This is a genomic window from Stenotrophomonas sp. YJH_SMC_43 (genome assembly GCF_059372535.1).
Map to the genome: position 1 here is coordinate 714,692 of NZ_JCAFVQ010000001.1, position 25,264 is coordinate 739,955.

The 25,264-nt window shown below is 67.3% G+C and carries 22 protein-coding genes; 9 read left to right on the top strand and 13 right to left on the bottom strand.

The window, feature by feature from the left end:
- The first annotated feature begins 67 nt into the window (after positions 1-67).
- The 8 genes from AC5QAH_RS03435 to AC5QAH_RS03470 all read left to right on the top strand — a co-directional run bounded on the left by AC5QAH_RS03435 (position 68) and on the right by AC5QAH_RS03470 (position 10,128).
- Entirely contained in the window at positions 68-1,135 is a 1,068-nt protein-coding gene (locus AC5QAH_RS03435) for a GlxA family transcriptional regulator (RefSeq protein WP_019336511.1), read from the top strand.
- Positions 1,136-1,215: 80 nt separating this feature from the next.
- Positions 1,216-2,019, top strand: a complete 804-nt coding sequence (locus AC5QAH_RS03440; RefSeq protein WP_010484981.1) for a TlpA disulfide reductase family protein — start codon at positions 1,216-1,218, stop codon at positions 2,017-2,019.
- A 30-nt stretch (positions 2,020-2,049) separates the two neighbouring features.
- Positions 2,050-2,892, top strand: coding sequence for a thiol:disulfide interchange protein DsbG (gene dsbG, locus AC5QAH_RS03445; RefSeq protein ID WP_010484982.1), 843 nt, complete (start codon positions 2,050-2,052; stop codon positions 2,890-2,892).
- 514 nt (positions 2,893-3,406) lie between these two features.
- Entirely contained in the window at positions 3,407-4,840 is a 1,434-nt protein-coding gene (locus AC5QAH_RS03450; RefSeq protein WP_159360309.1) for a DcaP family trimeric outer membrane transporter, read from the top strand.
- 76 nt (positions 4,841-4,916) lie between these two features.
- On the top strand, positions 4,917-6,269 hold the full coding sequence (gene adiC / locus AC5QAH_RS03455) for an arginine/agmatine antiporter (RefSeq protein ID WP_049481955.1): 1,353 nt from the start codon (positions 4,917-4,919) through the stop codon (positions 6,267-6,269).
- A gap of 20 nt (positions 6,270-6,289) precedes the next feature.
- Complete coding sequence (locus tag AC5QAH_RS03460; protein ID WP_100446057.1) at positions 6,290-8,578, top strand: Orn/Lys/Arg family decarboxylase; 2,289 nt, start codon at positions 6,290-6,292, stop codon at positions 8,576-8,578.
- A gap of 28 nt (positions 8,579-8,606) precedes the next feature.
- A complete protein-coding gene (locus tag AC5QAH_RS03465; RefSeq protein WP_010484991.1) occupies positions 8,607-9,509 on the top strand; it encodes a cation diffusion facilitator family transporter in 903 nt (300 codons plus the stop codon).
- A gap of 184 nt (positions 9,510-9,693) precedes the next feature.
- Positions 9,694-10,128, top strand: a complete 435-nt coding sequence (locus AC5QAH_RS03470; protein ID WP_126560373.1) for a RidA family protein — start codon at positions 9,694-9,696, stop codon at positions 10,126-10,128.
- Here AC5QAH_RS03470 and AC5QAH_RS03475 read toward each other — a convergent pair.
- The 9 genes from AC5QAH_RS03475 to AC5QAH_RS03515 form a co-directional block, all read right to left on the bottom strand.
- On the bottom strand, positions 10,125-10,838 hold the full coding sequence (locus AC5QAH_RS03475) for an energy transducer TonB family protein (RefSeq protein WP_010484995.1): 714 nt from the start codon (positions 10,836-10,838) through the stop codon (positions 10,125-10,127). The two genes, AC5QAH_RS03470 and AC5QAH_RS03475, sit on opposite strands and share 4 nt — an antisense overlap.
- Positions 10,831-11,631, bottom strand: coding sequence for a ChaN family lipoprotein (locus AC5QAH_RS03480; protein ID WP_049454647.1), 801 nt, complete (start codon positions 11,629-11,631; stop codon positions 10,831-10,833). Before AC5QAH_RS03480 ends, AC5QAH_RS03475 begins: the two co-directional genes overlap by 8 nt.
- The gene (locus tag AC5QAH_RS03485; RefSeq protein ID WP_197602253.1) at positions 11,618-14,089 is read right to left on the bottom strand and encodes a TonB-dependent receptor domain-containing protein; all 2,472 of its coding nucleotides are present in this window, start codon (positions 14,087-14,089) and stop codon (positions 11,618-11,620) included. The genes AC5QAH_RS03480 and AC5QAH_RS03485 overlap by 14 nt, the downstream gene beginning before the upstream one ends.
- A gap of 64 nt (positions 14,090-14,153) precedes the next feature.
- The gene (locus tag AC5QAH_RS03490) at positions 14,154-15,080 is read right to left on the bottom strand and encodes a FecR family protein (RefSeq protein WP_495232092.1); all 927 of its coding nucleotides are present in this window, start codon (positions 15,078-15,080) and stop codon (positions 14,154-14,156) included.
- Entirely contained in the window at positions 15,077-15,586 is a 510-nt protein-coding gene (locus AC5QAH_RS03495; RefSeq protein ID WP_049454643.1) for an RNA polymerase sigma factor, read from the bottom strand. Before AC5QAH_RS03495 ends, AC5QAH_RS03490 begins: the two co-directional genes overlap by 4 nt.
- Positions 15,587-15,710: 124 nt before the next feature.
- Positions 15,711-16,217 carry a hypothetical protein gene (locus tag AC5QAH_RS03500; RefSeq protein ID WP_495232093.1) on the bottom strand — a complete coding sequence of 169 codons (507 nt, stop codon included), beginning with the start codon at positions 16,215-16,217 and terminating at the stop codon, positions 15,711-15,713.
- 108 nt (positions 16,218-16,325) lie between these two features.
- A complete protein-coding gene (locus AC5QAH_RS03505) occupies positions 16,326-16,550 on the bottom strand; it encodes a hypothetical protein (protein ID WP_010485009.1) in 225 nt (74 codons plus the stop codon).
- On the bottom strand, positions 16,547-17,248 hold the full coding sequence (locus tag AC5QAH_RS03510) for a glutamine amidotransferase (protein ID WP_019660234.1): 702 nt from the start codon (positions 17,246-17,248) through the stop codon (positions 16,547-16,549). Before AC5QAH_RS03510 ends, AC5QAH_RS03505 begins: the two co-directional genes overlap by 4 nt.
- Positions 17,245-18,018 carry a YggS family pyridoxal phosphate-dependent enzyme gene (locus AC5QAH_RS03515; protein ID WP_010485014.1) on the bottom strand — a complete coding sequence of 258 codons (774 nt, stop codon included), beginning with the start codon at positions 18,016-18,018 and terminating at the stop codon, positions 17,245-17,247. Before AC5QAH_RS03515 ends, AC5QAH_RS03510 begins: the two co-directional genes overlap by 4 nt.
- 76 nt (positions 18,019-18,094) lie before the next feature.
- Between AC5QAH_RS03515 and ptsJ the strand changes: the two genes are divergently transcribed.
- Complete coding sequence (gene ptsJ / locus AC5QAH_RS03520; RefSeq protein WP_049454639.1) at positions 18,095-19,381, top strand: MocR-like B6 salvage transcription factor PtsJ; 1,287 nt, start codon at positions 18,095-18,097, stop codon at positions 19,379-19,381.
- A 102-nt stretch (positions 19,382-19,483) separates the two neighbouring features.
- Here ptsJ and AC5QAH_RS03525 read toward each other — a convergent pair whose 3' ends face one another.
- The 4 genes from AC5QAH_RS03525 to imuA all read right to left on the bottom strand — a co-directional run bounded on the left by AC5QAH_RS03525 (position 19,484) and on the right by imuA (position 25,222).
- On the bottom strand, positions 19,484-19,990 hold the full coding sequence (locus AC5QAH_RS03525) for a hypothetical protein (protein WP_010485017.1): 507 nt from the start codon (positions 19,988-19,990) through the stop codon (positions 19,484-19,486).
- An 81-nt stretch (positions 19,991-20,071) separates the two neighbouring features.
- A complete protein-coding gene (locus AC5QAH_RS03530) occupies positions 20,072-23,182 on the bottom strand; it encodes an error-prone DNA polymerase (RefSeq protein WP_049454637.1) in 3,111 nt (1,036 codons plus the stop codon).
- A 6-nt stretch (positions 23,183-23,188) separates the two neighbouring features.
- Positions 23,189-24,598, bottom strand: a complete 1,410-nt coding sequence (locus tag AC5QAH_RS03535) for a Y-family DNA polymerase (RefSeq protein ID WP_049454635.1) — start codon at positions 24,596-24,598, stop codon at positions 23,189-23,191.
- A gap of 9 nt (positions 24,599-24,607) precedes the next feature.
- Positions 24,608-25,222 carry a translesion DNA synthesis-associated protein ImuA gene (gene imuA / locus AC5QAH_RS03540; protein WP_049454633.1) on the bottom strand — a complete coding sequence of 205 codons (615 nt, stop codon included), beginning with the start codon at positions 25,220-25,222 and terminating at the stop codon, positions 24,608-24,610.
- Positions 25,223-25,264 lie beyond the last annotated feature (42 nt).

Here is a 25,264-nt window from a genome sequence, read left to right on the forward strand (position 1 = left end):
GGGCCAGTTCCTACCCTTCGCCTGAACCGGCCGTTCGATGGCCTGCAACGAACCGAGGAGGTGGTCTGTGGAAGGATTCAGGAACGAAGGATTCGTCGAGATCGCGGTGGTTGAATACCCGGGAGGTGATCCGTCTGCCGCCTCCGTACTGGCCGAAATGGCGCACGTTGCCAATCGCCTTGCCCAGCAGCAGCGCCGGCCGTTCAAGAGGGTGCTGGTCACCCGCTGGATCGTGCCGGCCAGCCAGACTGGTGTGCACCGTATTGCGGGTGCGGAAATGCTCGATGCGGCCATCCCGGCTGTGATTGCGGTTCCCGGCCAGATCAGTGCCGGCGCGTGCCTGCGCGCGGATGAGGTCCTGCTGGACTGGCTGCGCGCGCACTATGACGGTGGCAGCCTGCTGGCCGCCGCCAGTGATGGCGTCAGCGTGCTGGCACGGGCCGGATTGCTGGCCGGGCGTACGGTCAGTGGCCCCGATCTCGGGCGCCATCCAGGCCTGCAGGCGCAGGCCGCGAGCTGGGTGCCGAGCGAGCGGGCGCTGGTGGATGACGGCGACCTGCTGACGGTCGGCGGGGGCCAGGCCTGGCGCTTCCTGGGCCTGCGGCTGTTGTACCGGCTGCATGGGCAGGGCGTGGCCAGTGCGGTGGCGCAGCAGCTGGGCATCACCGTGCCCGCCACGATCCAGCAGGATCTGGAACGCTTCAGCGCCAACTTCGCACATGGCGATCGTGATGTATTGAAGGCACAGCGCTGGTTGCACACCACGGCGGCACGCGGCGCCACCCTCGCCGCGATCTGCGAAGTCTCCGGATTGGAGCCGCGCACGCTGCAGCGGCGGTTCCTCAAGGCCACCGGCCTGCGGCCGATCGAGTACTGCCAACGGCTGCGCATCGCCAAGGCGCAGACCCTGTTGCAGCAGGGAGCGGGTATCGATGAGGTGGCCTGGGGCGTCGGCTACGCCGATCAGAGTGCGTTTCGCCGGTTGTTCCTGCGCATCGTTGGCATGACGCCGGCGAACTATCGGCGTCACGTCAGCAGCAAGCGCCGCGAGCGGCCCTTGATGCCGTCGGTGGCGGGCAGTCTGCGCGGGCTGCAATCGCCGTCGGTGATGCAACTGGGGCGCAGCGCGGCCTGATGCGGGCAGTATCGTCGGGCTTGCAACCGGAGTGCGACACTTCGACCATGCAGCCAGTGGACGATTGAACAGGTGGTCTGATGTCGAGCGTTGGGCCGGTGCCGATGCCGGTGGTATTGATTCTCGTGTGCGTACTGCTGGCGATGGCCGTGGCGCGTCTGTGGCCACGCAGGAAGGACGGCATGCCGCTGCCTTCCGCACCCAGCATGGTTCTGGACATGCTGCTGGTGGGCCTGCTGTGTGGTCGCATCAGCTTCGTGGCCTTGAACTTCGCGCTGTATCGCGAGGCGCCGTGGAGCATTCTGCAGATTGCCGATGGTGGCTACCACCTCGCGGTTGTCCTGGTTGCGGGATTGGCATGGGGACTGTGGCGGTTGCGCCCATGGCGGGCGTTGCGCGCCCCGGTGCTGGGCGCGGCGTTGGCAGGTGTGCTGCTCTGGGCGGGCGGCAGTCAGCTGTTGTCCGCCTGGCAGGAGCGGCGGATGCCCTTGCCGGTATTGCAGGTTGCTGATCTGCAAGGGGGCAGGGTGGACCTCCAGCAGTTTCGTGGCAAGCCACTGGTGCTGAACCTGTGGGCCAGCTGGTGTGGTCCCTGCAGGCGCGAGATGCCGGTCTTGGCAGCGGCACAGCAGGCACATGCGGACGTGCAGTTCGTGTTCCTCAACCAGGGTGAAACCCTTGAGGAGGTCCAGGGTTTCGTTGCGCGCGAACGGCTCCTGCTGGGTAACGTATTGCTGGACGATGACGCTGCGGCATCCACGGTGCTGGGTGTGCAGGCCTATCCCTCGACCCTGTTCTTCGACGCCGAAGGGCGCCTGCGTGAACTGCACCTCGGCGAACTGACGGCAGCGGGTCTTGAACACAAACTGCGCCGGCTGCGGTAGCCTGCGCGGGCATCTCACTACGGAGTTCCCATGTTGTCGACTTCCCTGCGCACCGCCCCGGCGGTGCTGTTGCTGCCGGTCCTGCTGGCATTGGCCGCCTGCAGCCAGGCACAGACGCCGCCGGGCAAGACCGCCGCGGCACCGGCAGCGAGCGCCACAGCCGCTGCCAACAAGGGCGATCGCCCTGCGGTGCTGAAGGGCATCGAGAAGCATGGGTTCGAGGTCGTCGCCGAATTCGATGCCCCCGGTGGCCTGCGAGGTTTCGCCGGCGTGGTCGGCGGCCAGCAGCCGGCAGCGGCCTATGTCACTGCTGATGGCAAGCATGTACTGGTCGGCAGCCTGTTCGATGCGGAGGGCAACGATGTAGCCGCTGAGGCCGTTGAGAAGCTGGTGGCCTCGCCGATGTCGGCCAAGATGTGGACCAAACTGGAATCCAGCGCTTGGGTACGTGACGGCAAGGCCGATGCGCCGCGCGTGGTCTATACCTTCAGCGATGCCAACTGCCCTTACTGCCACAAGTTCTGGGAAGCGGCACGGCCGTGGGTCGATGCGGGCAAGGTGCAGCTGCGTCACATCATGGTCGGCGTCATCCGCGAGGACAGCCCGGCCAAGGCGGCGGCCATCCTCGCAGCCCGTGACCCGAGTGCAGCGCTGCTGCAGAACGAGCACGATTTTGATCGCGGTGGCATCAAGGCGCTGCCGAACATCAGCCGCGAAATTGCTGGCAAGCTCGATGCCAATCAGGTACTGATGATCGAAATGGGCTTCCAGGGCACGCCGGGCATTCTGTTCCAGGACGCACAGGGCCAGGTACAGCGTCGTGCGGGCCTGCCGCAGGGTGCCGATCTGCAGACGGTGCTTGGCCCGCGCTGAGTGGCGCCAGCTTCATGAAACATTGCACAGGCCCGCATGGCAGCATGCGGGCCTGTTGCATTCTGTGGCCGGCCTTCCGGTTGCAGGCCCGCGCAACGTTGGTTCATCGTCACGTCTGAATCGTGACTGACATCAAGCATCGCGCCTTGATTCCAATCAAGGCCAAAAACGACAGGCGGATTAGCCTGTGACGCATGGAATACAGCGTCACTGCGCGACGGATGCCGCGCTCGCCACGCCCTGATCAGGGTCGGCCGGCACAGCCATTCACGACATTCTCACTCCGTGCTTGTTACCCAGACCGCTGCGGTCGCCACCTCTTTGGCAGCGCGGCCTTGATGGAGTCGACATCGGTGCGGGCAGGGCAGTGTCATCGTCCTGTTGCCTGCAGTGCGCAGGCTGGCCGCCGCCGTCGACGCAGTATCCGCATTTCCAGCAACTGCAACGTGGGGCCGGAGCCGCGCATGCGTGCGTTCGGCCTGCGAGATGAACATGGACGTCCAGGGAGGATGCAATGCGCGTGGCGGTACTGAGTCTGGCCTGCTTGACCGTATTGGCGATCACGCCGGCATATGCACAGGCTGATGACAAGGAGGACGCGCAGGCGCTGCGCCGTGAGATCGCGGCCATGCGTCAGGTACTGGAGGGCATGCAGCAGCGGCTGGATCGGCTTGAGCAGCGCAATGGCGCGGTTGCGCCTGCCGTCGCGCAGATCCCTGCGCCTGCGACCGCACCTGCAGGCGCTACCCATCTGCTGCATCCCACCCAGGTGCCGGGCGTGGCACAACCGGTGCTGCCGCAGCGTGAATCGGTGGCCGATCCTTCCACCGCGGCATCGCGACCGGACAGTGCGGCCGGCCCAACCGACCCGGATCTGAAGGGGTTCTTCGCCATTCCCGGCACCGATACGGTGATCCGCATCGGCGGCTACGCCAAGCTCGATGCCATCGCCGATTCGCGCGCAGCCGGCGACGAAGATCAGTTCATTCCTTCGTCGATGCCAGTGGGCGGCCGTCATCGTGACGTGTCCAATTTCAACATCCATGCCAAGCAGACCCGCTTCAGTTTCGAGGCGCGGCGCCCGACCTCGCACGGGAACCTGCGCTTCTACCTGGAGAACGACTTCTTCGGCAGCAGTGATGGTTACGAATTCCGCCTGCGCCACGCCTATGGCCAGCTTGGCAATACCTACGCGGGCTACGGCTATTCCAGCTTCATGGATCCGGACAGCTTGCCTGACACGCTGGATTTCGCCGGTCCGGGTGGTGCGGGCTATCTGCTGGTGGCCGGCATCCACCACAGCTTTGCGATGGGCAAGGGCAACACCCTGACTGTTGCCGCCGAAGATCCGAAGACTGAACTTGCCGGTGCCAGCGATGAGCGCGCGGCGGTGAACCGGCTGCCGGATATGACGGTGACGGCGCGCATGGAGCGCGACTGGGGCCACCTGCAACTGGGCGCGGTGGCACGCAGCCTGGCGTATGACGGTGACGATGAGCGCGACCGGCGCATGGCCGGTGGCCTGCAGCTGAGCGGATCGGCGTCGGTGGGCGAGCGCGACCTGCTGCTGTTCGGTGCCCTCGGTGGGCGCGGCCTGAGCCGTTACACCGCTGACCTGACCGGCTCCGGGCTGGACGCGGTGGTCGGTGCCGATGGCCGCCTTGATGCGCTGGACCTGCACGGTGGTTTCGTTGGCTACACCCATTACTGGTCCGAGCTGTGGCGTTCGAACCTGATCGTCGGCCAGCTGACCCTGGAGCGGAATGCTGCACTGGCGGCCGACGCATTCCGTCAGAGCCGCTACGGCGTGTTCAACCTGATCTGGAGCCCGGCACCGTCGTGGACGATGGGCATGGAGCTGCTGTACGGGCGCCTGGAACAGCAGGGCGGCGCGCGCGGCGACACGGTCCGGGTGCAGGGCAGCCTGCAATACAACTTCATCAAGTAAGCGCCAGCGGCGTTACGCCAGCGCAACCGTCCCCACGCCCGGCCGCACCGGGCTCATGCCAGTACAGGAGATTGTCATGGCAGAAGCAAAGAAAATCGGGGTGGTCGGAGCCACCTTCCTCGTCGCCGGCAACATGATGGGCTCCGGTGTGTTCCTGCTGCCCTCCAGCCTGGCCAAGATCGGTACCGCCTCGATCTGGGGCTGGCTGATCACCACCGCCGGTGCGCTGCTGCTGGCGTTCGTGTTTGCCAAGCTGGGCAAGCTGGCGCCCAAGGCGGGCGGTCCATACGCCTATGCGCGCGACTGGTTCGGGCCCTACATGGGCTTCCAGACCAACACCATCTACTGGTTCGCCAACTGGATCGGCAACGTCGCCATCCCGATTGCGGCGGTCGGCTACTTCAGCTACTTCTTCCCGATCCTGTCCGAGCCGCTGGTGCGCTGCATCGCGGTGCTGGTGCTGGTGTGGGCGCTGAGCTTCGCCAATGTGATCGGCCCGGCCTTCGTCAGCCGCGTGCAGACGGTCACCACCAGCTTTGCGCTGGTCCCGATCCTGGGCATCGCCATCTTCGGCTGGTTCTTCTTCGATGCCGACATCTTCAAGGGCGCCTACAACGTGTCCGGTGAATCCAACTTCGGCGCGATCTCCAGTGCTGCGGCATTGACCCTGTGGGCCTTCATCGGCGTCGAATCCGCTTCGGTCACCGCCGGCGTGGTGGAAAACCCGGAGAAGAACGTGGCCCGTGCCACCCTGGCCGGTGTGTTCCTGGCTGCCATCGCCTACATCGCCAGTTCCTCGGTGATCATGGGCATGGTGCCCAACGGCGAACTGCAGACCTCCGATGCCCCGTTCGCGCTGGCTGCGGCCAAGGCCGTCGGTGGCTGGGGCGGTGCGCTGGTCAGCCTGTGCGCCTTCATCGGCGCGGCGGGTTCGCTGGGCGGCTGGATCCTGCTGACCGCACAGAGCGCCAAGGCGGCGTCCGACGACGGGCTGTTCCCGAGCATCTTCAGCAAGACCAACAAGGATGACGTGCCGGTCAAGGGCGTGCTGATCGTAGCGGTGCTGATGACCCTGGCGGTGCTGGTCACCTCCACCTCGGAAACCGCGTCGGCACAGTTCGACGTCATCACGTCGGCCGCCGTGGTACTGACCCTGCTGCCCTACATCTACTCGTGCGTGGCCTGCTACTTCGTGGTCGAGCGTTCGCACACCCTGGTCCATACCGGTGCGTTCTGGACCCTGACCAGCCTGACCGTTGTGTACTGCCTGTGGGCGATCTACGGCTCGTCGGGAACCATCGTGCAGTACGCCTTCCTGTTCGTGCTGTTCATCACCGTGTTCTATCCCTTCTTCAGCGAGGAGCGCCGCCAGCAGCGGCAGCGCGCCCGCGAGGCATCGGCCATCAGCGCCGGCGCCCAGCGTTCCTGAGTTCGACAAGGAGAATCAACGTGTACTTCAAGTCCCTGGACTATCCGGTCATTGTCATCGACAACGACTACGAGTCGCCGCGCATCGGCGGCATCCTGATCCGCGCCCTGGTGGAAGAACTGCGCAGCAACGACCAGCGCGTGCTGTGCGGCCTGAACCTGGATGATGCGCGCGCCGGTGCCCGCACCTACGTGGCGGCCTCGGCAGTGCTGATTTCGATCGATGGCAGCGAAGAGGTGGATGGCGAGTTCCAGCGCCTGACTGCCTTCCTGCGTGAGCAGAGTGCGCGCCGCGCCAACCTGCCGGTGTTCCTGTACGGCGAGCGCCGCACCATCGAGAAGGTGCCGAGCAAGCTGCTCAAGTACATCCACGGCTTCATCTTCCTGTTCGAAGACACCAAGAGCTTCATCTCGCGGCAGGTGATGCGCGCAGCCGAAGACTACATGAAGAACCTGCTGCCGCCGTTCTTCAAGGCGCTGATCCATCACGCGGCCGAGTCGAACTATTCCTGGCATACACCGGGTCATGCGGGTGGCGTGGCATTCACCAAGTCGCCGGTCGGCCGTGCATTCCATCAGTTCTACGGTGAGAACACCCTGCGCAGCGATCTGTCGATCTCGGTGCCGGAGCTGGGCTCGCTGCTCGACCACACTGGCCCGATCAAGGATGCCGAGAACGAGGCGGCTCGCAATTTCGGTGCCGACCACACCTTCTTCGTCACCAATGGCACCTCCACCGCCAACAAGATCGTCTGGCACGGCACGGTGGCGCGCGGTGACGTGGTGTTCGTCGATCGCAATTGCCACAAGTCGCTGCTGCACGCGCTGATCATGACCGGTGCAGTGCCGGTGTACTTCACCCCAAGCCGCAACGCGCACGGCATCATCGGCCCGATCAGCCTGGACCAGTTCACGCCGGAGTCGCTGCAGCAGCGCATTGCTGCCAACCCGCTGGCCAGCCAGGCCTACCAGGCCGGCTCCAAGCCACGCATCGCAGTGGTCACCAACTCGACCTATGACGGCCTGTGCTACAACGCCGAGAAGATCGCTGATGAGATCGGCAGCGCGGTCGATTTCCTGCACTTCGATGAAGCCTGGTACGCCTACGCCGCGTTCCATCCGTTCTACGAGAACCACTACGGCATGGCCAAAGGCAAGCCGCGTGAGCAGGATGCGATCATCTTCACCACGCATTCAACCCACAAGCTGCTGGCGGCGTTCTCGCAGGCCTCGATGATCCACGTGCGCAACTCGGCGCAGCGCAACCTGGACGCCGAGCGCTTCAACGAGTCGTTCATGATGCACACCTCGACCAGCCCGCATTACGGGGTGATCGCGGCCTGCGACGTGGCCTCGAAGATGATGGAAGGCGAGGCTGGCCGTTCGCTGGTGCAGGAGATGCACGACGAGGCGATCGCGTTCCGCCGCGCGATGCTGCACGTCCGTGACGATCTGGGCCGCGACGACTGGTGGTTCAGTGTGTGGCAGCCGACCCAGGTCGAGCGCAGCCTGGACAAGGGTGATACGCCGGCGCCGCTGGTGGCCAAACGCGAGGAGTGGTACCTGCAACCGGATGCCCATTGGCACGGCTTCGAGAACCTGGTCGATGACTACGTGCTGATCGACCCGATCAAGGTGACCCTGCTGACCCCGGGCCTGGCGATGGACGGCAGCATGGGCAAGCTGGGCATTCCGGCGGCGGTGCTCAGCAAGTTCCTGTGGGGTCGCGGCATTACCGTGGAGAAGACCAACCTGTACTCGGTGCTGTTCCTGTTCTCGATGGGCATCACCAAGGGCAAGTGGAGCACGCTGGTCACCGAGCTGATGGCATTCAAGGAGCTGTATGACCGCAACGCGCCGCTGAGCCAGGCACTGCCGACGCTGGCGGCCGACTATCCCAATGCCTACGCCGGCTGGGGCCTGCGTGACCTGTGCGATGCACTGCATGCGTTCAACCAGGAATTTGCGGTGGCCAAGGTGATGCGCGAGATGTACGTGGATCTGCCGACCCCGGTGATGACCCCGGCCGATGCCTACAACCATCTGGTCAAGGGCGAGATCGAGCGGGTCGACATCGAGCAGCTCAGTGGCCGCGTCGCCGCGACCATGCTGGTGCCGTACCCGCCGGGCATTCCGACCATCATGCCGGGCGAGCGCTTTGGCGACAGTGACGAGCCGATCATCCAGTCGCTGCGCATCGCCCGCGAACAGAACGCTCGTTTCCCGGGCTTCGAGTCGGACGTGCACGGGCTGATCATCGAACAGGAGGGTGATGCGGTTTCGTACAAGGTGGAGGTGCTGAAGGCCTGACCGGCAACGGTCGGTCGTTCGGCGGACGATGGATACCGCGCGCGAGCAACGCATCCTGAAGTTCTCCATCGGGGTCACCCTGGCGGTGAGCACGGTCGGCTTCGGCGGTGGCCTGCTGGTGGGATCGCAGGCCATCCTGTTCGATGGCGTGTACAGCCTGGTCGACGTCGCGCTGACCCTGGTGTCGTTGTCGGTGCTGCGGCTGGTGGCGCGGGAGCAGAGCCCGCGCTTCCAGTACGGCTACTGGCACCTGGAGCCAATGGTCGAGGCACTCGGTGGGGTGATCCTGTCGCTGGCCTGCGTGTATGCGCTGGCCAACGCGGTGATTGGCTTGACCACGGGCGGGCATGAAGTGAAATTCGGGCCCGCGCTGTGGTGGGCGGCACTGCTGAGTGCCAGCAACCTGGCGATGGCGCTGTTTGTCGCCCAACGAGCGCGGCATCTGCGCTCGGCGCTGTTGTGGCTGGACGTGCGTGGCTGGCTGCTGGGTGGGTTGATGAGCCTGGCGGTGGTACTGGCCTTCGTACTGGCCCTGGCCCTGCAGGGGGGCGAATGGCACCACTGGGTGCCGTACCTGGATTCGATCGTGCTGGCGTTGATCAGCCTGGCGGTGCTGCCGGTGCCGGCGCGCAGCGCGTGGAAGGCCATGCGTGAAGTACTGCAGGTGGCGCCGGATGATCTGGACCGGCGCGTGCAGCAGGTGATGCAGGCATTCGTGGCCGAGCGCGGTTATGCCGGTTTTACCAGTCACGTGGCGAAGATGGGGCGGATGCGCTTCATCGAGATCCATGTGCTGGCCGACCCGGGTACGCCGCTGGGGTCGGTGGGCGAGGTTGATGCGATGCGCGATGAGATCGCGGTGCGGCTGGATGCGCGCGGCAGCACGTTCTGGCTGACCATCGATTTCACGGCAGACCCGGCGTGGACGTGAGCGGGGAACGGTAGAGCCGAGCCCATGCTAGGCTGCCATTCGCGCAGCGCAGCCGAGCACGGGCTCGGCTCTACACGTCGGCGTGATCGTTGCGCGTGGCAGACCGGTCTGTTGCACCGGATCCGTTTGACCTCAACCTGGGTTGAGGTCACAGACTGCCTGCAACCCCCACGAGGCGCGCGGCATGAACCTGCTGACCACACCGGACCTCAGCCATGGCCTGCTGGAGCTGTCCAATCCTCCCGGCCTCTACGACCCTTCCGCGAACGGCTACTCCCACGTGGCGGTGGTGCGCCTGCCAGCACGGGTGATCCATGTCGCCGGGCAGGGCGGTGAAGATGCCCAGGGCCGTCTCTCGCCCAGTTTCGAAGACCAGGTCGGGCAGGCGCTGGACAACCTGCAGACCGCGCTGCGCTCGGTGCAGGCAAGCCTGGCTGATGTGGCGCGGTTGCGCATCCTGGTGGTGGGCCACGACGAAGACCGGCTGGGCATCATCGCCCATCAGGTGCGGCGGCGCTGGCCGAACCGCGCCGCGCCCACCTGCACGCTGATCCCGGTGCCGCGGCTGGCGCTGGACGGCATGCTGTTCGAGATCGAGGCGGAGGCTTATGCCGCCTAGCGCAGGTAGTACTCCACCGGCACCACCAGCTCCTGCGGTGCCTTCAGTTCATCGGGAATGGGCGGCAGCGGCTGCGCGCGACGGAAGGTCTGCAGCGCGGCGTCATCGAGCATCGGCTGGCCACTGGACTGCTCCAGCCGCAGCGCCAGCAGGCGACCTTCGCGGTCGATGCTGGCCCTGACCCACGCAGTGCCCTGCTGCCGGCGCGAGCGCGCGGCGGCAGGGTAGTAGCGGTAACGCTCCAGCCGCGCCATCAGGCGGGCTTCCCACTGGTCGCTGGCGGCGCCGGCCTGGAAGTCTGCCGGTGGCGCGTCTGGAGCAGGCGGCGCGGCCGTGATCGATGCCGGTGCGGGACTTGCATCGGTCGCGGCCGCAGGCGGGGCGACTGGCAGTGGCTGGCGGCCCGTGCCACCCGTTTCGCTGGCGGCCAGCTCGCCCTCGCGCGCGGCGGTGGGCTTCGGTGGCGGGGGCGACTTTGTGGGTTGCGATGCACGCGCCTGCTGCGCCTGGCTGGGGGTTTCGGCCTGGCGCTCCTCTACCGGCTGTGGCGGCGTGGCCGGTGCCAGCAGGCGCAGGCTGATGCGCACGTCCTGCTCCGGCGGCGGCAGCATCGGCGGCATCGCGACCCAGTGCACCAACAGCAGCAGTGGCAGCAGATGCAGCACGACGGTGATCGCGATCGCCTGCCAGTGTTGGCCACGCTCACTCATCGTCCAGTACCCACAGCAGATCGGCATCTGCCGCATCGACGGTTTCACCCGGTGAAGCCAATGCGATCACCAGCGCAGGCGTATCCGGTGACAGGTACCCCGGTACCCCGGTACCGCGCAGTACATGCCAGCGACCTGCTACCAGCAGCGCTGGCGCGGGCGCATCGAGCAGCACCCGCGCCATGCGCGTATCGCGGGCCTGTTGCACGGCCAGCATCCCTTCCAGCATCGGTGCCGCGTCTGCGTGCTGGGCCAGCACCACCGCCGACAGGCGCTGGCGGGCAGCGGCCACCGGGAATCGCACGCCCTCGGTCGAGGCCAGCAGCGCGTTGACCTCGGCACGCGACAGGTTGCCGCCGAACAACGGCGTGCCTGCATCGGCAGCCTCCCGTACCAGCCCGCCATACGCGGCCCACGGCCAGCGCGTATCCCAGTCGAGCAGTTCCTGCAGGCGTGCACCTTCGGCCTGGTGGCCCTTGGCCAGCCAGCGCTGCACCCGCTGCAGGCGTGGCTGGCGCTCGCTGGCGATCATTTCCAGCACCAGTGAACCCTGCGGGCGCTGCTGCTGCAGGGCCTGCAGCAGCCAGCGCTGGGCGGCGTGGTCTCCGGCGAGATCATGGCGTTCACCCAGCAACAGCCGCTGGGCGTGCGCCGCGCGTGTCACGAATGCGGCTTCGTCCAGGTGCTGGCCAGTGGCCAGGTCGATCACTGTGCCGGGCACCGGCTGCGCGCCAGCCACCGCGGCCAGCGCGAGCAGGCATACGGGCAGCCAGTGACGGCTAGAACGCCACATTGACGCCCATCGAGACGGTACGGCCGCGGCCGTTGCCGCGGTCCAGGATCGGGCTGAAGATGCTGTCGATCGAGGCATTGTTGTCATAGGCCTTGTTCTGCAGGTTTTCGATGTTCAGCCACAGCGTGGTGTTGGCCTGGGGCTTGAAGCTCGCGTAGAAGTCCAGCAGCACGCCGGTGCCGCCGGTCTTGCGGGTCTGGAAGAAGTCGTAGCCCTCCTCGGTGGGCCCGGAGTACGCGGCGCGCAGGCCGGCCTGCACGCGCTGCTGCCACCAGCGGCCGCCTACGTCCAGGGTCCAATAGCGGTCCGGCAGGGCGGTGATGTCTTCCAGGTTGACGAACTCGATGGCCGGTGCGCTGGTGCGCGAGCGGGTCCAGCTGAGCGTGGCGTGGTAGTGCTCGCTGGCGTAATGCGCCTCCAGCTCGATGCCGCGCATGCGCACGACGCCGGGATGGTTCATCCAGCGGGTCGTGGCGGTGAAGTCGTCTGCATCCAGCACATCGGTCCAGGCATTGAGCTGCGGATCGCTGTCGATCGGCACCACCAGCGGTTCCACTTCCGGCGGATGCACGATCAGCAGGTACTGCGGCTTGATGTAGTCGCGGATGCGGTTGTCGAAGCGGGTGATGCGCAGCTGTGCCAGGTCACCCTCGACCAGCAGCGAGTCGATGCTGAGGTTGGCGCCGAACTGCAGGTTGCGCGAGCGCTCGCGGCGCAGGAACGGATTGGCGCCGATGCCGTCGGCGACGCTGGCGTCCTCCAGCGGGATCTTCTCGAAGAACATCTCCTGCACGCGCGGCGGCCGTGATGTGCGCGAGACCTCGGCAAACAGCTGCAGCCAGTCAGTGGCCTGCAGTGAAACCGCCAGGCTCGGGCTGAGTGCGCGCTCGCTGCGACGCACGTCGATGTCGCCGCCATTGATCTCCGCGCACTGGCCGGGCACATCCGAGCACACCGGGATGTGGCCACGGATGCCGAAGCGGTCCTGGCGCAGGCCGGCAGTCAGCGCGTAGATGTCGTACTGCAGTTCCAGCGTGCTGAACACGCTGTCCAGCTGGCTGCGACCCTGCGGGTTGGCACCGCGCAGGATGGGCGTATCGGCCACATAGATGTCCGACTGGTGCTTGATGCCGGTGTTCCAGCGCGCCTGCAGTGCGCCGATGTCGAAGCGACTGGTGTTGTCGAGGGTCCAGCTGCTCAGGCTGCTGTGGGTGCGGCGGCCGATGTAGCTTGAATCTTCCACCGGCGGATAGAACAGCCGGGTCTTGTTGCTCGCGAAGGTCGCGCGCAGGTCGATCCATGGCGAATAGGGTGTGTAGTGGTAGCTGGCGCGCTGGTTGCGCGCGGAAATCTGCCACGGGTAGTTGTGGTAGAAGTCGTTTTCGTAACGCATGTGGCTCAGGTCCAGCCGATGCTGGTCGCTGGGCTGCAGGCGTGCTTTCAGCAGCCAGCTGCTGGGCTGCTGGCTGCCGGGGTCGGCGTTGTTCTTCTGCCCACGCGCGGTCGCGTATTCGCTGCTGCGGCTGCTGCTGGCGGCGGCCAGCAGGCCGAACTGACGGTCGCCACCTTCTTCGCTGTGGCGCCATGCACCGGCGAAGGTGCGGCCGCTGCCATAGCCGTTGTTGCCATGGCGATAGCCGGCGCGCAGGCCCCAGTCACGGCCCTCACCCAGCAGATCGTCGATATCCAGGGTGCGGAAGTTGGCACTGCCGGCCAGCGTACCAGCGCCGTCACCGCCAGCGACCGCACCGCGCTGCACGTCCACACCGGCCAGCAGGAAGGGATCGACATAGGCGAACGGACCGCCCGAACCATGCCCGGCATTGTTGCGGAAGGTCTGGGTGACACCGTCGATCATGGTGTTGACCCGGCCGGCACCGGTCATGCCGCGGATGTTGACCTGCAGGCCCGGCTGGCTGCGCGAATGGAAGCTGTGGGTGCCGGGCATCGAGCGCAGCAGGCTGTTGCCTTCCTGGCGTTCGGCCATCGCCACGCGCTCGCTGCCGACCGAGGGCGCAAAGCCATCGCGGGTGGCCGGTACATACTGGCTGGCGCCGGCGCCCGGTGCCTGGCCGTGCGCGGTAGTGCCCTGCACCCGCAGCGGGCCGGTGCGACGGCTGCCATCGGTGCGTTCAGCCGGCGCCGGTTCCAGGGCGGCGCGGCGCGCATCGACGAAGCGCGGTCGCAGGCCGCTGCCTGCCAGCAGGCGCGACAGGGCCTGCGCATCGTCGAAGTCACCGCGCAGAGCAGGGGCCGAATGACCGGCAGGCAGCGCCGCGCCGATCACCAGGTCGACACCGGTCAGCCGGCTGTAGGCGTCCAGCGCGGCCGCCAGCGGCTGGGCGGGCAGATCGTAGGAGCGTGTGGCGGTCTGTGCGTGGGCACTGCCGGGCATCAGCGGAAGGGCGCTGGTGCAGGCCAGCGACAGGGCAAGGACAAGGGGGCGGGGGCACAGCATCGGGGGCTCCAGGGGCTGACGCAGAACGTCGTCATCCTGGGTAGACGCAGTCGCAGGCCGGATGTCAGGGTCCATCACGCTGCTCCCTGCGTGGCGGCAGCCACACCTGTATGCCCGCGCCGAGGCGCAGCACGCGCACCTGCAGTTGCGTGGCCAGCTGGTCGCGATTGCTGGCTGCACCGTCGGCACTGCCGAGCAGGGTGACCGGCTGCTGGCGCAGCTGCTCGCCGACGACCCACGTATGCCCGCCATGCCAGCGGTCCAGGCCCTGCGTGACGTCGGCCAGCGGGGCCGAGACCCAGTGCAGGCGCCGCTCGCGCCAGGCCAATGTTCCGGGGGCAGCCGTTGTTGCATGGGCTGTTGCCTGCCCATCGAAGCGCAGCTGCTCGCCGTCGTCGGCCAGCATGCTGACGTTGCCGCTGTCCACGCGCACGCGATGCTCGGTAACGGTGACCACGCTGCTGTTGCCCTGCGCGGCAAGATCGAATGCGGTCCCCAGTGCAGTGACGGTGCCCTGTGGGGTATGCACCTGGAATGGCCGGTCGGCATCGGCGGTGACCTGGAACCAGGCCTGGCCGCGCTGCAGCTGGAGCTGGCGGCGCTGCCCATCGATGCGCACCTTCACTTCGCTGCCAGGTGACAGCAGGACATGCGAACCATCCGGAAGAGTTTCCTCGCGGATCTCGCCAGCGGCCGTACGCAGTACCTGTGCCACGGGTGGCGAGGCATGGCGGCTGTAGAGACCCAGCGCGCACAGCAACAGAACCGCAATGCCGGCTTCGCGCAGGCGACGGCGTTGCCTGCGCTGCTGTTGCCGCTGCAGGCTGGGCGTCGCCGCACCGGCCTGCCACAACTCCTGCAGGTGCAGGTACTGCGCCGCATGGCGTGGATCGGCCCGGCACCATTGCTCGAACGCGTTCTCATCGCGGTCACCGTCGTGCGCATCCAGCCACCAGCGTGCAGCTTCGCGTGCAATGGTCTCCTGGCTCATGCGCCCGGCACCTGCTGCAATGCGACCAGGGCGCGCAGCAGATGGCCGTGCGCGGTCTGCCGGCTGATCCCCAGCTGGCGCCCGATCTCGGCCAGCGCCAACTGTTCCACACGGGCCAGCAGGAACACCTGGCGCGGGCGTGGCGGCAGCGCGGCGATGATCGCGTCGAGGTGGCGCAGTTGTTCGGCGTCGAGCAGTCGCTGCTCGGGCAGCGGCGCAGGATCGGCGATGGCATTCAACTGCGTGTCATCCAGCACCTCTTCGCGACGGCGCTGGCGTTGCCGGTAGTGATCGGCGATCAGGTTGTGGGCGACGCGGTACAGATAGGCGCGGCCATTGCTCAGCAGGCCACTGGTGGCGACTTTGACGACACGCAGCCAGGTTTCCTGGACGACGTCATCAGCGTCGCTGCGTTGCGGGAGTTTGCGGCGGACATGGGCGTGCAGCGGCCGGTAATGGGCCGCGCACAGCTGCGCGACATCCGTCGGTTCGACAGGCGTGGACACGGGGCGGGCGACAACTGGGAAAGGGAACAGCCCGCGGCGGCAAGGGCAGCGGCTGCACCTTACAGCAAAAGAGAATCATTTGCATCTATGGCATGAGGCGCAGCATGCATGGGCCACCGCGGCGTCAGCGCGGGCGATAGTCGCAGTGGATCTGCAGGGCCTCGGTGGGGTTGTGATGCAGCTCGAAGCCGCAATGCTGCAGGCTGCGCTTCACCCGCGCGACCGCTTCGGCATGATGGGCGACGGGATGATCCTGCCAGCGCGGTGGGGTGAACACGCCCAGCGGCAGCAGCCGCAGCCGCTTGCCGTGCAGTACCAGTGAGACATCGATATGACGGCCATCGATGTCGTGGCCGTTGGCACCGAAGATGGCATCGATCTCATCGCGGCGCTGCGGGTAGCAGGTGCGGAACACCGCAATGCCGAGCCGTCGCACCACGCGGCGGAAGCCACCGAGACGGCTGTGGCTGGGTTCGAAGCCACGAGTGAGCAGCAGGCGCAGCCCGGCAGGCAGCATTGCCTGCGCGTCGAGCAGGCGTTGCAGTACCTCTTCTTCCAGTTGGATGCGGGTGGAGGGCCAGCGCGGGGCGATGAGCAGTCCGTGGTGGTTGCCGCGTTGCAGGGTCAGCATCCGTGAAGCTTCGCACGCGGGCGAACAGCCAGGGTAGTGCCGGCCGCTGGCCGGCAAACCTGTTCTCCCGTCGGATGCCGACCAGCGGCAGGCACTACCATCGTCGGGTCAGATGTCGCGGTACTGGATCTGCGAAGCCAGTACGCGCAGGCCATCGGCATTGCTGGACAGGATGCGCTCTTCGCTGACCCCTTTCTGCCGTTTCAGCTGGAAGCCCTGATCGGCAGGCAGCTGTGCGGCGATGGCGTCCATGCGTTGCAGGGCATCGGGGCCGCTGCAGTCGAAGTGACCCCAGTGGGCGCCATCGCGGTGGATCTGCAATCGGTAGTTCATTGTGGTGTCTCCGGCAGGTCCTGCAGCCAATGGTCGAACATCGCGGTGGCGGCCGCAGCCAGTGGTGCGCCATAGCGACGCGCCTGCGCGCGAAGGTCGTTGGGATCGATGCCGGCCTGGGCCAGCTCCAGCGTGTGGCCGATCAGCCAACGCTCGAACTGGCGGGCGTCCAGTTCCGGATGGCATTGCAGGGCCAGTGCGTGGCTGCCGATGGCGAATGCCTGGTGACGGCAGGCCGGCGTGCTGGCCAGGCGGCGTGCACCGGCCGGAAGTTCGAACGCTTCACCATGCCAATGCAGTACCGGAATGCCCTGCAGGGACTGCAGCGGAGAACGCTGGCCTTCATCGGTCAGCAGCAGTGGCGCAAAGCCGATTTCCTTGCCACCACTGGGAGCGACACTGGCACCGAGTGCCCGCGCCATCAGCTGTGCACCCAGGCAGATGCCCAAGGTCGGCCGCTGCCGCTGCAGCCGGCGCTGCAGCAGGGCAATGCTGTCGTTGACGAAGGGATAGGTCCCTGTGTCATTGGCACTGATGGGACCGCCCAGCACGACCAGCAGATCGGCGGTTTCGGCGCCATCGAGGACATCGACACCGGCCTGCAGCACGTGCAGCTGCCAGCCCTGCGCCAGCAGCAACGGTTTCAGGGTGCCGAGGTCTTCAAAGGCAACGTGTTGCAGGACAACCGCGTGCTTCATGCCGGTGCTCCGCTGTTCGGCCAGTAGAAACTGTCCGGGGTGGCACGGGCACCGAAGATGGCCTGGCCGACGCGGACCACGGTGGCACCTTCCTCGATGGCCACTTCGAAATCACCGGACATGCCCATCGACAGCTGCGACAGGTCGAGGCCGGGTGGGGCGGTGCGTTGCAGCTGGTCGCGCAGTTCGCGCAGGCGCACGAAGCAGGCGCGCACGCGCTCGACATCGGGGGTGAAGATGGCCAGGGTCATCAGGCCGCGCACGTGCAGGCGATCGAAGGCCGGCAGCTGCTGCACGAAGGCCTCGACCGCGTCGGGTTCCAGGCCGTACTTGCTCGGTTCGGCCGAGGTGTTGACCTGCACGAACACATCCAGCGTGCGGTCTTCCAGTTGCAGGCGCTGCTGCAGGGCCTCGGCTACGCGCAGGCTGTCCAGCGCCTGGAACTCGCTGGCAAAGCGCGCCACGTAGCGCGCCTTGTTGGTCTGCAGATGGCCGATCACCGACCAGTGCACGCCCAGGTCGGCCATCGTTTCAGCCTTGCGTTGTGCCTCCTGCACCTTGTTCTCGCCCAGTTCGTGGCAGCCTGCGGCTACCGCCATGCGGATGCGGGCGTCATCGACGGTCTTGCTGACCGGCAGCAGGCGCACGCTGGCCGGGTCCCGGCCGACGCGGGCGCAGGCATCGGCGATGCGTTGGCGCACCGTGACCAGGTTGGCGGCGATCTGTTCAACGGACTGGGCGACGGGCCAGTCGGCAGCGGCAAGGGGCATGCGGGCACCTCCAATGCAGGGTGGCCAGGGTGGGATACACTGGCACAGGACAAGAGATATTTTGGCATAGGACAAAATGAAAATCACCGGGCATAGCGCCGAGTCGATCTTCGACAGCATCCGCGACGGCATCGGCAAGGGCCGCCTTCCGGCCGGCAGCGTGTTGCCGCCGGTGCGTGAACTGGCCGAGCAGCTGGGAGTGAACCGCAACACCGTGGCTGCTGCCTACAAGCGCCTGGATGCGGCGGGCCTGGCCAGCACGGCGGGCCGCCGCGGCACGGTGGTGCGTGGCCTGCCGCCGCCGCTGGCGCGTGAAGGCAGTACGCCCGGGCTGGCCCTGCAGGACCTGGCCGGTGGCAACCCGGATCCACGCCTGCTGCCGAACCTGCGCCTGGCCCCGGCCGCACCACGGCTGTATGGCGTGGGCACGGTCGACCCGAGGTTGGAGGCGCTGGCACGCGCCTCGCTGGATGCGGACTGCCCGGAGGGCTATGCGCTGGAACTGACCCATGGCGCGGTCGATGGCATCGAACGCCTGCTGTCGGCGTGGCTGCTGCCGGGGGATCGCATCGCGGTGGAGGATCCGTGCTTCCTCGGCAGCCTCAACGTGCTCAACGCTGTGGGCCACGCGCCGTTGCCGGTGGCGGTGGACGCGCATGGCATGCAGGTCGATTCGCTGCGGCAGGCACTGGAGGCCGGTGCACGCGCGGTGTTGCTGACCCCGCGGGCACACAACCCGACCGGGGCCAGCCTGGATGCGAAGCGGGCGCGGGCGTTGCGGCAGTTGTTGGCGGACTACCCGCAGGTGGCGGTGTTGATCGACGATCACTACGCGCTGCTCTCGCAGCAGGCCTATCACTCGGTGCTGCCGCTGGATGGCCGGCGCTGGGCGCTGCTGCGTTCGTTGTCCAAACCGCTCGGCCCGGACCTGCGGCTGGCCTGGCTGGCCTGCGATGAAGAGACCGCGATGCGGCTGCGGCTGCGATTGGCGTCCGGCACCGGCTGGGTCAGTCACCTGCTGCAGGATGCGGCGACCTCGGTGCTGTCGTCGGCAACGCAGCGGGCGAAGATCGCTTCGGCAGGTGAGCGTTACCAGCAGCGCCTGCGCTCGCTGCAGGAGTTGCTGCATGCGCGTGGCCTGCCGACACCGTTGCCGATGGAAGGATTGAACCTGTGGCTGCCGTTGCAGGCCGACAGCCATCCGCAGGTGCTGGCCCTGGCTTCGCGTGGATGGCATGTGCGCGCGGGCGAAGTGTTCTCGGTGGCAGCGCCGGGGCATGGCCTGCGCATCACCTGCGCTGCGCTGGGGGCAGCGCAGCTGCGGCAGCTGGCGGATGACCTGGCGGCGGTGTTCGCTCTGTAGCGTCGAGCCATGCTCGACGTTGCTTCGCCTTTGTAGAGCCGAGCCATGCTCGGCTGCTGTTGATAGAAGCAGTCGAACATGGCTCGACGCTACACAAGCAGATCAGGGCGCGGCGTTGGCGCCGGGACGCACGTAGTAGGACTGGCCGCTGTCATCGACGAACATCAGCTCCGGCTTGCCCTGCCAGGAGGTGAGCATGGCGCCGGTGTTGTTCTGGTGCTTGACCATCAGGCTGGCGCCGCGGTCCGGGTTGGCGACGACCTTGAATACTTCAGTGGTGCCGGTGGCATCGTCCAGGGTCAGCAGGGCTTCGCCGCCGCGGTCGCTGGTGCCGTAGCCGCCGCGTTCGGAACCATCGGGACCGAGCAGGATCATGCCTGACAGGGCGGTGGCACGCGGCCCCTGGGTGCGGCCCTGGCTGAGCGGATCGGGAACCGGTGCGCCGAGGATCACCCGCGGCTGGCCGCTTGCATCGTGGATGACCAGCCCGCGCGCCTCGATGATGCGCTGTGGTGATTGGCTGCGATGCAGGCTCCAGGCGGTCCAGCCGGAAACCAGCAGGGCGAGGGTCGAGACCACCAGGGTGGTCAGCAGCAGCGCACGGGGCATCGGGTCGTCCTTCCTTGGATGTGCCGACGATAGCGGATGCGGACCGGCAATGGCCAGTTCGTTGTGTGACGTTGTGTATCGTCAGTGGAAATCGCGGCTGTGGCTGCGCAGTCCCTGCAGCAGTTCATCCAGGCAGTGCATGCGCTGCACGATGACGTGCTGCACGCCATCGACGCGTTCCAGGCGGCCATCGATCTGCATCAGCTGGGTATCGACCAGCACCCGGTGCTGGCGATCGGCCAGGTGTCGCCAGACCACGGCGTTGACCATGCCGGTCTCATCTTCGAGCGTGAGGAAGGTGACGCCGCTGGCGGTCTGCGGGCGCTGGCGCATGCGTACCAGGCCGGCGATGCGCACGCGACGGCCATGGCCATGCCCGGCCAGTTGTGCAGCGTCCAGACAGCCACGGCTGCGCAGCTGCGCGCGCAGGAACGAGATCGGGTGGCGGCCAAGTGTGGTGCCGGTGCTGCGATAATCGGCCTGCATGTCCTCCCAGGCGCTGGGCAGGGGCAACGGCACGCGGGCTTCGGCAGTGGCGCGGGCCTGGTCGAACAGTGGCAGCCGGTTTTCCACGCCGGAGATATCCCAGCGTGCACGATGGCGATGGCCACTGAGCCCACGCAGTGCACCGGCATCGGCCAGCAGGCCCTGCTGGCGGCGATCCAGTGCGGTGCGCTGGCACAGGTCGCCCACATCGTCGAACGGGCGCTGCGCACGTTCGCGCATGATGGCCTGCACGACGGGTTCGTTGCAGCCATCGATCAGGCGCAGGCCGAGCCGGATCGCCGCCGGTCCCTTGCTGAAATCCAGCGTGCAGTCCCAGTCGCTGTGGCGCACGTCCACCGGCAGCACGCCGATGCCATGGCGGCGTGCATCCTGCAGCAGCTGGTCGGGGCTGTAGAACCCCAGCGGCTGGCTGTTGATCAGGCTGGCGGTGAACGCGGCGGGATGATGGCACTTCAGCCAGCAGCTGTTATAGGTCAGCAGGGCGAAGCTGGCAGCATGGCTTTCCGGGAAACCGTAATCACCGAAGCCCTTGATCTGCTCGAACAGGTGCTCGCCGTAGTCGCGGCTGAAGCCATTCTTCAACATGCCGGCCAGCAACTTCTCGCGATGCGGTTCCAGGCCGCCACGACGCTTCCATGCCGCCATCGAGCGGCGCAGGGCATCGGCCTGGCCAGGTGTGTAACCTGCTGCTTCCACTGCCAGCTGCATCACCTGCTCCTGGAACAGTGGTACGCCCAACGTGCGTGCGAACACGCGTTCCAGCTGCGGTGGGTAGAGCGGATTGTCCGGGTCGTTCAGTGCCTCCGGGCCTTGCTCGCGCAGGATCCTCCGCCGTTCCAGATAGGGGTGCACCATGTCACCCTGGATCGGGCCGGGGCGCACGATCGCCACTTCGATCACCAGATCGTAGAAGCAGCGCGGCTGCAGGCGTGGCAGCATCGCCATCTGCGCACGCGATTCGATCTGGAACACGCCGATGGTGTCGGCGGCGCAGATCATGTCGTAGGTCTTCGTATCCTTGGCAGGGATCGCATCCATGCGTCCACTGTGCAGGCCGTGCTGCTGCAGCATCGCCAGGCATTTACGGATGGCGGTGAGCATGCCCAGCGCCAGGCAGTCGACCTTCATCAGGCCGGTGGCATCCAGATCGTCCTTGTCCCACTGGACGACGGTGCGGTCGGCCATCGCCGCGTTTTCCACCGGCACCAGCGTCGACAGCGGGTGCTCTGAAATCACGAAGCCGCCCGGGTGCTGCGACAGGTGGCGCGGGAAATCGATCAGCTCGGTGGTCAGCGCCAGCAGGCGCCGCATCAACGGCGTGTCCGGATCGAAACCGCGCTCGCGCAGGGTTTCCGGCAATGGGATGTTGCCGCCCCAGTGGTCCATCGCCGCGCCCAGTTCGTTGACCTGGTCCATCGGCAGGCCCAGTGCGCGGGCCACGTCGCGGATCGCGCTGCGGCCACGGTAGCTGATCGCCACCGCGGTCAGTGCGGCGCGCTCGCGGCCGTAGCGCTTGAACACGTACTGCAGCACCTCCTCGCGACGCTCGTGCTCGAAGTCGATGTCGATATCCGGTGGCTCGTCGCGCTCGGCGGAGATGAAGCGCTCGAACAGCAGGTTGCTGCGCGCCGGGTCGATCTCGGTCACGCCCAGCACGAAGCACACCGCCGAGTTGGCCGCCGAGCCGCGCCCCTGGCAGAGGATGTCCTGGCTGCGGGCGAAGCGCACGATGTCCTGCACGGTGAGGAAGTAGGAGGCGTAGTTCTTCTGCTTGATCAACGCAAGTTCGTGTTCGATCTGCTCGCGCTGTGCCGGCTGGATGCCGTTCTTCCAGCGCCACGGGATGCCACGCTCGACCAGCACGCGCAGCCAGCTGTCCGGATCATGCCCTTCGGGCACCAGCTCACGCGGATAGGTGTACTGCAGCTGTTCCAGGGTGAAGTGGCAGCGCTCGGCGATGCGCAGGGTCTCGGCCAGCAGCTCAGGCGGGTACAGCTGGGCCAGCGCGGTGCGTGGGCGCAGGTGGCGCTCGCCATTGGGGAACAGGCGCCATCCAGCTTCGGCCACGCTGCAACGGTGGCGGATCGCGGTCAGCGTGTCCTGCAGGGCGCGGCGGCGGCGTACATGCATGTGCACATCACCACTGGCCACCAGCGGCAGGCAATGGCGTTCGCCGAAGGACTGCAGCTGCTGCAGGCGGCGTGCATCGTCGTGTTCGTGGTGCAGCTCCACCGCCAGCCACAGCCGATCATCGAAGCCGGCGCGCAGCAGTTCCAGGTCGGTGGCGGCCGGTTGCCGGTCCAGCCACAGGCACAGCAGGCCGACGGGCAGGCCGAGAAGGTCCTCGCGCAGGCAGCGGTACTCGCCCTTGGCGGCCCGCCGCCGGCAGGTGGTGATCAACTGGCAGAGCCCCGTATAGGCGGCCTGGTCGGTGCACAGCAGGGCCAGTTTCGGCCCATCCTCGACCTGGAATTCGGCGCCGACAATCAGCGCCACGCCATGCGTCTTCGCCGCCTGCCAAGCGCGTACGATGCCGGCCAGCGAGCATTCGTCGGTGATCGCCAACGCTCGATAGCCTTGGCCGGCGGCGCGCGCGAACAGTTCTTCGGCGATCGAGGCGCCACGCTGGAAACTGAAGGCCGACAGGCAGTGCAGTTCGGCGTAGCCGGGCAGTTCGCTGTGCATGGTGGCTCAGCCGAACCAGCCGTGCAGCATCCACGGCGCATGCGGGTCGTTGCGCTCACGAAAGGCCCAGCCGCGCTGGCCGTGAGCAGTTTCCACCACGTAATAGTCGCGCCGTGCATCGGCCTGATCCCACCAGCCCGATTCGATCCGCTCCGGCCCGGTGACGATGCGCAGCCGCGGATCACGCAGTGGTTGCGGCGTGTCCAGCAGCCAGCCGGGGCGCAGTGGCCAGTACGACGGAGGCTTGGCTGGCGGCTGGATGCCACTGGCGCGTTCGGGGCGATGGTCGGCCTGCACCGCCAGCGGCTGCACGGCGTCATCGCCCAGCCGCGCGCGCAGGCGCTCGCGCAGCTGGTTCCAGGGCATCGCCTGTGCCGGCCGGGTATCGAACAGGTCACGCGCGGCGGGCACGAACGGTGGCAGCTGCTCGGCCTGCAGGCGCAGTGCGCGGCTGCCGGCCGGCAGGGCAAACGCTTCCATGCGGTTGCGTGCGATCTCGAACAGCAGCGCGGGATCGCGCTCGGGCGCCAGCAGGCCGATGGTCAGCACGCTGGCCGGCAGCATGTCGTGCTCGAAATGCAGGTCGAAGCGCTGCACGCCGCCATCGCGCGAACACAGGAATGCGGCCAGGTCCAGCAGCAGGCGACGCAGCGGAAACAGCAGGGCCTGGCTGGATTCGATCTCGTATTCGAATTCGATGCGCGCATCGAAACGGTCCGGTGGCTGGTAGTAGCGCAGTGGCGCGGTGGGCAGCCCGCGCAGCGCATCCAGCTGCTGCAGCACGTCCGGTGCGAAGCGCCGGGCCAGGCTGTCGCGCGGCAGCTCGAGCACCGCACCCAGCGTGCGCAGGCCGGAACGGCCGAGTACGGTCACTGCTTCGCTGGGCAGGCCACAGCGAGGCAAGGGCAGCTGCGCCAGTGCCGCTGGCAGCTGCTGCGCATCGATGCCGAGGCCGTCGTGAACGTTGGCCAGCACGCGCGCGGCATGCGCGGTGGGCGCGGCCACCAGGCGATGGCGGAAACCAAGCTCATGCAGTTCGTTGCGCAGCCGCTGCTCGATCGTCAGCCAGTCGCCGAACAGGGCGCGGCTGGCACCGATTTCCATGACCAGCGCGTGCGGAAAATCGAGGCTGACCTGCGAGCTGTAGGCATAGGCCCAGCTGGCCAGCAGCTGCCGGGTGTGCTGTTCGGCGCTGGGATCGTAATCGTGCAGATGCAGGTCCTGCACCAGTACCTGCGCAGCCGACAGCAGCATGCCCGGGCGCAGCCCCGCTGCGCGTGCCGACGGGCTGACCGCACGCAGTACGCGACGCTGTGCCGGCCCCTGCAGCAGCACCAGTGGCCGCTGCGGGTCGGGCTGCAGGCGCAGCACGCTGTCCAGCGCCAGCTGCGGCAACAACAGACAGGCCCAGTGCATGGCGCGGCCTCAGTGGGCGATGGCCAGCGGCAACGGCTGCGCCGGCGGCAGGCCGCCACGGCACTTCAGCACCCGCACCTGGCCGTGGTCGAGCTGCAGGCGCAGGCTGGCCGGGGAGGGATTGCGCGCCGCCTGCGCCTCGCGGAACACGAAGCCCAGGCACTGGCCGCTGTCGGCCGCCACCTGCAGGCGGCGCAGTGAGCGGTCATCGGCCTGGTGTGGCCAGCACAGCACTGCTGCACAGGCGGCCGAGCGCAGGCACTGTTCGGTGGCCCACAACGCTTGTTTCGGCGCGGCGTGGATGATCTGCAGCTGGGTCAGATCCAGCCCGGCCGCTGCCCAGGCCGGAGCGTGCGGGCGATAGGGTGGGGCGACCAGCACGATCGGGCGGTCGCGCTGGCTCAGCTTCGCCAGCGCTGGCCAGACCAGAGCCAGTTCGCCGACGCCGGGCGCGGCCTGCAGTACCTCGCATAGCCCGCTGCTGGGCCAGCCGCCGCCGGGCAGGCGCGCATCCAGTGCCGGGTGACCGCTGGCCAGATGGTCGCTGGCCGGCCCCTGGCGGGCCGCGCCGCGCCACAGCTGGCGGCCGTCAAGCAGCCGGTCGAGGGCGACGACGGCACCCATCAGCGGGTCCTCCAGGGGAGGCGCCGGGCAGGCTGGAAGCGG